Here is a 10,565-nt window from a genome sequence, read left to right on the forward strand (position 1 = left end):
CGACCTCGCGCGACATTGTCATCCCCGAGCGGCAGTGTCGTCGCCGGAGGGCGACTCCTCCCGTCGGGACGGGAACCAGACGAGAGGAAGGGCAGATCAGCCCTTAGCGGTCGGGTTCGCACTCGTACGCCTCCAAGAATCCACGAACCCGTGTGCTTCCGCGTTCGACGTCCTGCAGACCGACGGCGACGAACTCCTGAACGCCCCGTTCGAGCGCCGTCGTGAGGTCCTGGAAGCATTGTTCGCCGACCACCGGGTCGGGCCGCCGTGGACGCTGTGCCCGTCGACCACGGGGACCGGGCGGTGGCGGGGGAGTGGCTGCATGAGTGGACCGACGTGCCAGGTGTCGAAGGCGTCGTTGCCAAGAGCCTCATGGACCGATACCGGCCGGGCGTGCGGGGCTGGACCAAGTTCCGCCGCAGGGAGTCCATCGAGGCACTGATCGGGGCCGTCACCGGCTCACAGCATCGCCCCCGGGTGCTGCTGGGGCGCTACGACATGGCTGGCCGGCTCCGCCTGGTGAGGAAGGCGGTCCCGCTGAAACAGGGGCGCCGCGCGACGTCGCCGAACACCTCACACCAGCCGGTCCGGACCACCCGTGGACGGGCGTCCGCTTCACCGCGTCATGGAACAGCCGCACACCCGTGGAACCGGTCCCCGTCGCCCCGCTCCTGGTCGCGAAGGTCAGTGCGGACACCTCACAGGACCACGGGGGCGGCGTCACCCCATCCGCACGAACGGCTCCGCCTGAACGCCCCACCACGGACGTCCCGCCCCTTCACGGACCGCCGAAACGGCACGTGAGGAAGTAGACCGCGCCGCTACGACCCCACCTCCCGGTACACCACGGCGAGGTTGTCGCGGGCGCCGAGGGTGGCGGGGTGGTTGGGTCCGAGGATGCGTTCCCGGTCGGTGACGACGGCTTCGAGGAGGGTGACGGCGTCGCTAGTGCGTCCCGCTTGCCAGTAGGTGGCGGCGAGGTTGTTGCGAGCGGTGAGGGTGTGGGCGTGTTCGCGTCCCAGGATGCGCTCGAGGTCGTAGACGACGGCTTCTTGAAGGGTGATGGCCTCGTTGGTGCGTCCGGCCTGCCAGTAGGCGGTGCCGAGGTTGTCGCGGGCGGTGAGGGTGTCGGGGTGTCCAGTTCCAAGGACGCGCTCGCGGTCGGCGATGACGGCTTCGAGAAGGGTGATGGCCTCGTTGGTGCGTCCGGCCTGCCAATAGGAGTTGGCGAGGTTGTTGCGGGCGGTGAGGGTGTGGCGATGTTCGGTTCCGAGGATGCGTTCCTGGTCGGCGAGGACGGCTTCCTGGAGGATGATGGCGTCGTTGGTGCGTCCGGCCTGCCAGTAGGAGTGGGCGAGGTTGTTGCGGGTGGCGAGGCTCTCGGCGTTCTGGGAACCGAGGATGCGTTCCTGGTCGGCGAGGACGGCTTCTTGAAGGGTGACGGCGTCGTTGGTGCGCCCGGCCTGCCAGTAGGCGAGACCAAGGGTGTTGCGGCTGGTGAGGGTGTCCGGGCAGTCGGGTCCGAGGATGTGCTTTCGGCCGGCAACGACGGCTTCGAGGAGGGTGACGGCCTCGGCGCTGCGAGCGGCCTGTACGTAGGCGGTGCCGAGACTGTTGCGGATGGCCAGGGTTTCGGTGTCTTCGGGTCCGAGGATCTGTTGGCTGAGGGCGCTGAGCGTTTCCCAGTGCGCGACGGCTGCTGACGCGAAGCCGGCATCGAGCAGGCTGTTCCCGGTCCGGTAGAGGACCCGGTGGCCGTTCGGGTGCCAGAGGTGGTTGCCCGTGTGCAGGTGGAGGCTGTCGGTGTTGGAGCGCAGAGCGGCGGCCAAGGTGGGGTGGGCCAGGTCGGGGTCGGGCCAGAGATGCAGGAGGGCGTCTGCGGCCGCCTGAGCGAGCGAGGGGAGTGTTCCGGTGGGGGTGGCTTCGCGGGTGGCGCGGGCGGTGAGTGCGTGCACGCGTACAGCGCGGGGTTCGTGGCGTCGGTCGCTGTTGATCAGCGCGTACCGGTGCAGGACCCGCAGCACCGCCTCGACCTCTTCGACGGTGACGTCCGGTGCGCCCTCATCCAGGTCCGGGCCGAGGGCCCGGTGTTCGGTGAGGTGGGCCAGGACGGCGGGGGTGCGCCAGAGGGCGTGGGGGTGTCCGGCGGGATCGAGGTGCGCGGCGAGCTGAAGCGCGGGGTGGGCGAGGCCGACGGGTTCGGTGAGCTGTGCGGCGTCGAGGGAGAGCAGCAGGGTGGTGGCGATCTGCCGCCCGTAACCTTCGGCGTCGGCCGTCTCCGGGAGGACGTGTTCCAGGCGGCGGTTGTGGAAGAGGGCCAGGTACTGCTCGCTGGTGAGGTCTTGGTTGAGCATGTAGGCGGCGGCGTGCCCGAGCGCCAGCGGCAGATGTCCGAGCGCTGCGGCCAGGTCGTCGACGGTGTCGTCGAGGAGGTGCCCGGCATCGTCCTCGGCCAGCCGGGTGCGGAGATAGGCGGCCGCTTCGTCGGGTGTGTAGACGTCGACCCGAACCCGTCGGCGGCCGCTGCCGGTGAGGGTCGCGTCATGGAGCCGGGTGGTGGCCAGCACCCACCCGGTGCCGGTCCGGCTGGCCGGCCACCACGGGCCCATCCCGGTGGGGTCGGTGATGTCGTCCAGGACGACCAGCCACCGCCGGTCCGTCGTAGCCAGCCACGACAGCAACGCCCGCGCGTCCTGCTCCGGATCGTCGCCCGTGGCACCGGGTGCGGCGACGATGACGGCGGCTTGGGCGAAGAGGGTGACGACCTGCTGGACTTCCACGGCGGGCGCCCACAGGACGAGATCGGTCCCATCCTGGAGAGCGTCTGTCGCATACGCTGCGGCGAGCTGCGACTTGCCGACACCCCCGCCGCCGGACAGCACCTGCGTCAGCACCGCCGAGGCCCCCTGCGCCCGCGCCGCGTCCACCCGCTCCCGGAGCGCGGAACGCGGTTGGAACGCACTGGCGAGGCTGGGAACGGCACCGATTTCGAGCGGCCACGTCACCTCGCGCGGAGTGTGGTGGATGTGGGTCTGCCGGTTGTCGACGATCTGACTGCCCGGCCCGAACGCGTTGTGAGAGGCGTCGCCTCCCACCGCGGTGCCTCCACTGCGTGCCGTCACCCGCACGTGCTGCTCGGGCTTCCGCCGGGCCTCGGCAACCGTGTCGGGCGATGGTGCAGTCTCGGTCGCTTCGTCGCCGTTGCGGGGGTGTGGCCATCGGGGGGTCATCGGCGTTCGCTGTCGTCGCCGAGCGCGTTGTCGCGGACGTCGCCACCGGCGGCGAGGCCGTCCCTTCCGGCGCGTACGTCCGCATCCTGGCCCCTTGCGGGGGCCGGTGCATTCGGTGTCGGGGGGCCGACGACTTTCGACCGGCCTCCGATGGCGTTGCCGGTGATGTTGCCGCCGGCGGCGATCCCGCCCCGCCCGCTGCGAACCCGGCGCCCACCGCCGCTGGTGCCGGTGCTGCGGACGAGGGTGATGACGGCGAGGACGAAGGCGGCGAGGCCGACGATGGCGCCGGTGACGCTGGCGGTCCGGTCGGCCATGTCCGGGTTCACCACGAGCGCCACGATGAGCCCCGCCGATACCACGCCTGCCACCACAGCGACGACCCGTACGGCGACGCGCGACGCCCCTGAAACTGCCACGGTTCTGCCCCCCCATGGTTGTGTCCGATGCCCCGTCAGAACGGGTTCTTGACGATACCGCTGCGGGCGCTGGTCGGAAGTCGCGCGGTGCGGTGCGACCAGCGGACGCCGGCGCGGCGTCGATGGGGCGGGTCTCACGGACCTGGTGGGGGCGTCGTTTGTGTGTGGGGGGTGGGGGGCGTGTTTTCCCCCGCCCGGTGTGTGGGGGTCTGGAGCGATTTTGAAAGACATTAGATAGGGGGGCCAGTTAGCGCGTACTGGAACCGCTGGCCGAGCAGCACACCGCTGCCCGCATCCTCAGCGCCCGGACCGCGGGCGTCGGCACGGTCCTGTACGGGGTCGAGGCAAGTTCCGCACCCGTGGTCGCTCTGCCCCCTACCGTTTCGCCCGAGCCTTTCGGCGGGCCACAAGCCGGGGGCCGGTCGCCGCGGTGGCGGACCGCCCTCGGCGCGACGGCGGCCCCCGTCGCGCTCACCGCGGTGGTCTCGGGAGCCGTCGTCGTCACCACGCTCGTCATGCGCAACCACGAGTCCCCCAAGCCGCCCAGGAAAAGGGCCCCGAGCCTGTGGATGCGACACCCCGCTCGTCCTTGGCCCCGAGTCTGAGCCCACCGCTACCGCGACACCTCCACCGACCCCCTCGGCAGGCCTTTCCCCCTCGCCTGCACCTGCCCGAACCCGCAGCACCTCCTCCATTCCCGACCATTACGCCGGCACCTGGGAAGGCGAATTCACCGAACCCGGCGAACACGCTCCCTCACTTCGCAGGATCGTGGTCCGCAAGGGAACCGTAGGCACGAAGACCGCCGACGTCATCACCCTGTCGCGGACCTCCCTGTGCCAGGCCGAGGGAGCCCTCCGTTCCACGGGCACCCTGCTCGTCATCACACCCAGACCGACGTCCGGTACCCCCACTCATCTCTGCACACCGGCCGACGACATGGCCCTGCGGCGCGACGGTGACGCAGCCTGACCTGGAAGTCGGACGGGATCACCGTCCCCCTGCACGGTGCAGCCTCCGCTCGGAGCGCCGTGCCCGCTTCCTACGTGGGTGTGGGCCCAGGCCGGGAACGACCCCACATCCTCGGTCCGCATGACCATCCGCCAGGGTGTTCCCGGCACGGCACGCGCCGAGTTCACGTGGGACGGAGACGCCCACCACTGCGAGGGCTTCTCCGTCCTCGCCTCAGCCGGCGAACACGCTGGCCTTCGGCCCGGAGACCGTTACCGCGTCCGAACCCGAAGGCTTCTGTACACAGACCCCGAGCCGCACCATGACCCGCCCTGACAACGGGAGCGTGCACGTGGAAATGGCCGCACCCGACGGAACCGCACCCCGCGCCTTCACCCGGGCGAACTGAACACCCCCCGGAATGCAACGGCGCCTCGGCCGAGCCGTGACCATGACGGCCGGTGAACGGCCATCTGCTCGTGTGCCCAGCGAGTGGCGCCGGCAGTCGCCAGCCCCATCCTCTGCTCGGGGAGCCGTGGGGAAAAGGATCTTGCTGCGCGACGTCGCATCTTCTGCCTGGCGCCCCATAACCACCCTCGTCGCGGTGCTCGTGGCCGCACGCCGATAACCGCTCGCCCGGAGACGGCCATCGAGGGCGGGACAATTCGGCTGAGCCGTCACCGCTGCGATCGGTGCGCTCGCGGGGCCGGCACCAGCGCGCACGCTGCTGCGCGCCGCCCAGGAGCAGGCCGGTGTCCCGGCCGGACAGCGGCCTTCCACGCTCGGACTCGCGCCGGGTGAGGAAGTCGCCGAGAGCCAGCTTCGGCACCTCGTCGGCGAGCAGGGCCGGCACCCGCACGCGGACCGCATCGGTTGCGACCAGGAAGCCCGGGTACGGACTACTGGACCGCGGGGGACGACTTGGTGATCTTCCGGAGGGCCCTGGCCTAGCCGTCAACGAGAGGGGCCTTCGCACCGGGCCCATCAGCACACCGCCGGCGCGAGGAAGAGCCAGCGGTCGCGGTCCCTTGGAAGGGATCACTGGGTGGACGCACCAAGTCGCCCTTCGCCCGCCGGACCGGACGCCGGACAGCCCCTCCGCGACGGAGGGGCCTTCCGGTCGCTGCGTGCAGGCTGCCAGGGACCGGTACGGCGGCCAGCGCTCTTGCCGAGGACATCTTGGGTCTTACAATCTTTTCGGCGGTGAGTGTCAGCTTGGCCAGCTCGCACTGGCAGGACAGATTTGCCACCTGCGACGACGGGTCGAGGTAACCGGGCACCGTCCTCCGCTCCGTCGCAGGGCGCGCGATTGGTCAGGCGTGCATCAGGTCGGCTTCTTACTGTCCCGGCCGGTCAGTAGGCTGGTAGGAGCGTGTGGCGGGAACAGGAAGGGGGGCGGGGATGAGAGCGGCGCGGGCACTGGCCACGCTGGATGAGGTCGAGCTCGGCGACCATGTCTGCTGGCGCCTGCAGGCACCTGGGGTTCTGCACGAGGACGCCTGGCCCTACGTGGCCGATGGCGCCTTGTACGGCGACAAGATCGTGATCGTAGCCTCCGGAGACCCGTCTTCCTCCGCCTCTTTCGACGAGGGCCTGCGGCCCCCGGGAACGGTGGTCCTCGACCTTCCGCCGTCCACGGATGGCGACGGGGTGCTGGCAGCGGTGCGCCGCGAAGCGCGCACCGCTGCACGGGAGGGCTTTCGGGCGGTACGCGTGTTGACCGAGCGGAAGCCCGTCACGGCGCCGGGGGCCACGGAGGAACTGCTGGCTCAGGAGCTGAAGCTGGACGAGTTCGCCGCCGAGAGCGGTGCCATGGTGGTGTGCGCCTTCCGGCCGTCCGAATGGAACGGGTTTACCCTGGAACATGTGACGAGTGTGCACCCGCACGAGATGGGCACACGTGCACAGCGTCCGGCGTTCCGGATGTACTGCACGGGTAGCGACATGTGGAGTGTGGACGGAGTGATCGACTCGGAGGGCGCGCCCGCGTTCAACGCCGCCGCACGCGCAGCCGTACGCGGTACCAGCACGGTGACACTGCGCTTCGACCGTCTGGAGATGATCGACGCCGCCGGCATGCACGCCCTCCTCGACGCGGCCCGCCACCGGCCCGGCCGCCGGATCGTCATCCAGGGTGCCAACGAGACCGTACGCCTGGTCTGGGAACTGGCGGGTTACGCCGGTGCAGATCTGCCGGTGGTGATGGCCGCATGAGCACGGCCCTGCCCTCCAAGCCGTCCGGCGCCCCGGAACCGCCCGGCCAGGCCCCGGCCGGATTCCACCACGAGCTGTACCCCTACCGCGGAGAGGAACAGTTCCTGACCGGGACACTGGGCTTCATCCACGAAGCACTGGAGGCCGACGAAGCCGTCGTCGTCGCGGTGCCGCCGGACAAGACGTCACTCCTCCAAAACGAACTGGCCGACGAACCCGCCGTTACCTTCGTCGACCCCGCGACCGCCGGCCCCAACCCGGGACGTCTCATCGGCGCCTGGACGGCCTGGCTGGCGCAGCAAGGCGACGGAGGCAGGCCCGTACGCGGCATCGGTGAAAGCGCCTGGCGCCGGACGCGAAGCGCCGGCCACCTGGAGGAGCTGCGCTACCACGAGTGGCTCATGAACCAGGCCTTCGCCCAGAGCTCTGCGTACTCGATGCTTTGCCCCTACGACGACGCGGACCAGGACCAGAACGCCCTGCGGGCAGTGTCCCGCTGCCACCCCCTGATCCGCCAGGACGGGCAGTACATGCCCAACACGGACCACCTCAACGACAGGGTGTATCCCTTCGAGGCCCTGCTCGCTCCGTGCGACCCGTACCAGGAGATCAGTTACACGGACGGCGACCTTGCCGCGATCCGCGCCAAGGTCTCCCAGTGCGCCGCCGACGCGGGCGTCCCCGAGCAGCAGCAGGCGAAACTGGCGGTGGCCGTCACCGAGATCGCGACCAACAGCATCCGCCACGGCGGAGGCAGCGGCACCATGCGCACCTGGGCCCAGGAGACGGAGTTCGTCTGCGAGTTCCGCGACGCGGGCTACATCCCGGACGTGATGGCCGGCCGCATCCGCCCGCCCGTGGATCAGATCGGCGGCCGCGGCCTGTGGCTCGCCCACCAGCTCTGTGACCTGGTCCAGATCCGCTCCGCACCCGACCGGGGTACTACCGTCCGCCTCCACATGGACATCGCGCCGTAAAGCGGCCACCGGTGACATCGTCGACACTGAGCTCGCGCCCACGAGCCCAGGCGCTGCGACAGCTCGACGCACCGGCAGACCGGGGACGAGCCGGCGGGTCCCTCCAGGCAGACGTCGAGGCATGATCGCGCACGCCCTGGCCGCGTACCTCGGGCACTCCCGCGGTCCGGCTGCCCGCAGGGCCGCCTCCATCACCTGCTCGGCAGCCCTGCCGCATTCGGCCGCGACCTCGAGATGATCCGCCGCACCCGCCGCGTCACCGTCGGCCTCCCCAACCCGCGATCTTCAAACGCGGGCGCCCGAGGATCAGGCCCTGGACGGCGGTCATGCTGGCGGGCCGCCACAGCGCTCAGCGCCCGGCGGGTGAGGTCGTTGTCTTCCGGCATCAGCCGCCCGAGTTGCAGGGGGATCTGGTTGGGCGGCCGGTGGAGGAAGTCGCACCGCACGCTGCCGTCCCCAGCCCCCGTGCCGGTCGCAGTCGTCGTGCCGGTGGAGCGCCGGACGCCGCCCGAGGGTTGCCGCCGTGTGATCGAGGCGCACTGCCATACCATCGACGCGCCGGCCCAAATCGAGAAGGTCCGCGTGCAGAGCTGCCGTCCGTCCGGCGATGACATTCGTGTCAGGCCCGGGGCCGCTTCCCGCCTCACGAGCCCCGGTGAAGAGGGTTCGGCCGCTGCTCCCGCCTGGCGGGACGTGCTGCTGATCGACATTTTCTTGCAGGTCAGGGCCGTGTGGCGTGGCCTTTATGACAGTGGATATCAGGGTTGTCCGGGCCGGTCAGATGTACCGCTACTACCTGCGCCAGACCGTTGTCGGCGACGGCCGCCGCCCGGCCCGCACGCCGCTGCGCGCCGCCCAGGAGCGGGCCGGGGTCCCGGCCGGACGTTGGATGGGCCGGGGACTTGCCGCGCTTGGACTCGCGCTTGGTGAGGAAGTCACCGAGAGCCAGCTGCGGAACCTGTATCGGCGAGCGGGGCCGCCACCCGGACGCGGACCGGATCGAAGCCGGCGGTCGGAAGACGAAGTCAACACCGGTAACCATCACGCGGCGTCCGAGCGCGCCGGCCTTGAACGCCGTCTTCGGGGAAGCCACGGCCGACGACTCCACCGGCAGCCCCTCCGCACGCCGCTGCTCGATCTCCGCGGCCTTCCGGGCGGCGGCCCGCGCTCTTCAGGAAGACGCCTACCTTCGCGCCCTGGAAGGTGGCGTCCAGCGAGGCCAGGAGGTGTCCGTGTTCGGCGGCCCACCCGCGCGCGGCGGACAGGCTCTACTCCCACGCGACGTCGAAGTGCGACCAGATCATGCCGAGCTTCTCCAGCCGCGCGACGCGGTCCTCGTCCATGTCGCGGGCGTAGATGTGAGTGGGCGTGTTGGTAGCAGCGGTTGTGCGTCAGCAGTGTTCGGTTATCGATGGGCTGGTCATGCGGTGTGGGCGTGGGCTGGTCTGCTGTCATGAGGTGACCACGTGGCTGCCGTTCAACGGCTGGGGCTGGGCGGGTTGGCTGTCGTGAGCGCGGCTGCCTGCTCATTGAGGACGCCGTGCTGCACCTGCCCGTCCAGAACCTGCCGCACGTCTTCGTTGAGCTGGACCGCGCCACCATGTCGCCGGGCAAGCTCATCAACAAGGTCGCCGCCTACGACCGCTACCGCCACTACACCCACGCCCCGCCGGGCCGCGCCCCGTACGCGCAGCCGGCGCGGGCCCGACCGGTCTGCCGGACTGGTTCACCCGCTACCCGAGGGCCGGAGCAGAGAGGATTTTTTCACCCCTGCTGATCGTCCTGGCCGACAAGGAGAAGACCACCCTGGACAACCGGACCGCCGACACCCTCGCAGGCATCCGCACCCTGCGCAGCATCCACCGCCGCGAACTCGCCGTCGGCATCACCACCCCCCCAAACCTCCAGATCCACGGCCCCTCAACTCGATCTGGCACACCGCCACCAACGACTAGCCCCTGCGCCTGGCCGCGCTCATCAACGGACGGCGGGAGCAGGGCGGGTGACAACCGTGCTCTGCTGCGCATTTTTGTCGGCAGGAGTTCGGCATCGTGATGTCAGTTCTGCAGGTGCAGGTGCCGGTTTTGCCGCCGGCTGTCCGGTGGGTGATCGCGGTGGTGCGGGCGAGGTGGTTGGCCATGGACCAGCCGAAGCCGCCGACGAATCCGGTCAGGTCGGGGGTGCGCATGCGCGGCAGCCGTGGGCTGGTGTCGTCGACGGCGACTTCGATCGCGTCGGGGTGGGGGTTCAGTCGGAGGCTGAAGGCCGCCGCCGTGCCGCAGGGCGTTAGTGACGAGCTCGGAGACCACCAGGACCCGGGATGAGGCGGGCGCTGAAGGCGCGGGCGGCCTGGCGGGCCTGGCCGATGCCGGCCGCGCTGTCGCCCCTGACCACGGTCGGTACGGAGGGCGTCGGGGTGGTGCAGATCATCGTGCTGTTCATACGCGTACGCCCCTACTGCCCGCTCGGGTCGCCCTCCACACCTCCCGGCGGATATGCCCCAGCGCAGTTTCCAGGTGCTGCACACCGCATGACATCACTGTCAGTCCTCACAGAAAACCTGTCATGACGGGGGTAGACATCCGGGTCGTGCTGGGGTTAGTGTCTTGTCCGTAGCCAAGAGATCGAGCAGGCCCGGCAGAGATGAACTGCCGGGAAGCAGTACACGTAAGTGCAGGTCGGTGCGGTGGTGGAGTTTCGAAGCCAGAGCGGTTGCAGGACGGCGACGGGACTGACCCCGGACCGGGTGGCCCGCAGTGATCAGGGGCCACCGC

General features: G+C 70.2%; 9 protein-coding genes and 1 pseudogene. 6 read left to right on the forward strand and 4 right to left on the reverse strand.

Going from position 1 to position 10,565, the window contains the following annotated elements; all coding sequences use genetic code 11:
* The first annotated feature begins 34 nt into the window (after window positions 1–34).
* Window positions 35–442 (forward strand): hypothetical protein, encoded by a 408-nt coding sequence (locus tag ACFWVP_RS19805; protein WP_384498266.1) that lies wholly within the window; start codon window positions 35–37, stop codon window positions 440–442.
* Window positions 443–821: 379 nt separating this feature from the next.
* Here ACFWVP_RS19805 and ACFWVP_RS19810 read toward each other — a convergent pair whose 3' ends face one another.
* Entirely contained in the window at window positions 822–3,122 is a 2,301-nt protein-coding gene (locus ACFWVP_RS19810; RefSeq protein ID WP_384498268.1) for a tetratricopeptide repeat protein, read from the reverse strand.
* A gap of 104 nt (window positions 3,123–3,226) precedes the next feature.
* The gene (locus ACFWVP_RS19815) at window positions 3,227–3,649 is read right to left on the reverse strand and encodes a hypothetical protein (RefSeq protein ID WP_384498269.1); all 423 of its coding nucleotides are present in this window, start codon (window positions 3,647–3,649) and stop codon (window positions 3,227–3,229) included.
* A gap of 771 nt (window positions 3,650–4,420) precedes the next feature.
* Here ACFWVP_RS19815 and ACFWVP_RS19820 point away from each other — a divergent pair.
* The 5 genes from ACFWVP_RS19820 to ACFWVP_RS19840 all read left to right on the forward strand — a co-directional run bounded on the left by ACFWVP_RS19820 (window position 4,421) and on the right by ACFWVP_RS19840 (window position 9,568).
* Complete coding sequence (locus tag ACFWVP_RS19820) at window positions 4,421–4,621, forward strand: hypothetical protein (RefSeq protein ID WP_384498272.1); 201 nt, start codon at window positions 4,421–4,423, stop codon at window positions 4,619–4,621.
* Window positions 4,622–6,001: 1,380 nt separating this feature from the next.
* Window positions 6,002–6,814, forward strand: coding sequence for an MEDS domain-containing protein (locus ACFWVP_RS19825; protein ID WP_384498274.1), 813 nt, complete (start codon window positions 6,002–6,004; stop codon window positions 6,812–6,814).
* Window positions 6,811–7,791 carry an anti-sigma factor RsbA family regulatory protein gene (locus ACFWVP_RS19830; protein WP_384498276.1) on the forward strand — a complete coding sequence of 327 codons (981 nt, stop codon included), beginning with the start codon at window positions 6,811–6,813 and terminating at the stop codon, window positions 7,789–7,791. The genes ACFWVP_RS19825 and ACFWVP_RS19830 overlap by 4 nt, the downstream gene beginning before the upstream one ends.
* Window positions 7,792–8,572: 781 nt before the next feature.
* A complete protein-coding gene (locus tag ACFWVP_RS19835) occupies window positions 8,573–9,169 on the forward strand; it encodes a hypothetical protein (protein WP_384498385.1) in 597 nt (198 codons plus the stop codon).
* A gap of 150 nt (window positions 9,170–9,319) precedes the next feature.
* On the forward strand, window positions 9,320–9,568 hold the full coding sequence (locus ACFWVP_RS19840) for a replication-relaxation family protein (protein WP_384498387.1): 249 nt from the start codon (window positions 9,320–9,322) through the stop codon (window positions 9,566–9,568).
* Window positions 9,569–9,871: 303 nt separating this feature from the next.
* Here the strand turns inward: ACFWVP_RS19840 and ACFWVP_RS19845 are convergent.
* Window positions 9,872–10,139, reverse strand: a pseudogene (locus ACFWVP_RS19845) (ATP-binding protein); the annotation flags it as partial.
* Window positions 10,078–10,233 carry a hypothetical protein gene (locus tag ACFWVP_RS19850; RefSeq protein ID WP_384498278.1) on the reverse strand — a complete coding sequence of 52 codons (156 nt, stop codon included), beginning with the start codon at window positions 10,231–10,233 and terminating at the stop codon, window positions 10,078–10,080. The pseudogene ACFWVP_RS19845 and the gene ACFWVP_RS19850, both read right to left, overlap by 62 nt.
* Window positions 10,234–10,565 lie beyond the last annotated feature (332 nt).

The sequence above is a fragment of the Streptomyces sp. NPDC058637 genome (genome assembly GCF_042717325.1).
Taxonomy (GTDB): domain Bacteria; phylum Actinomycetota; class Actinomycetes; order Streptomycetales; family Streptomycetaceae; genus Streptomyces.

Bases quoted from the DNA above. Each gene is read 5' to 3' on its own strand.
- ACFWVP_RS19825 (WP_384498274.1), top strand. From the start codon at position 6,002: ATGAGAGCGGCGCGGGCACTGGCCACGCTGGATGAGGTCGAGCTCGGC.
- ACFWVP_RS19830 (WP_384498276.1), top strand. From the start codon at position 6,811: ATGAGCACGGCCCTGCCCTCCAAGCCGTCCGGCGCCCCGGAACCGCCC.
- ACFWVP_RS19835 (WP_384498385.1), top strand. From the start codon at position 8,573: ATGTACCGCTACTACCTGCGCCAGACCGTTGTCGGCGACGGCCGCCGC.
- ACFWVP_RS19850 (WP_384498278.1), bottom strand. From the start codon at position 10,233: ATGAACAGCACGATGATCTGCACCACCCCGACGCCCTCCGTACCGACC.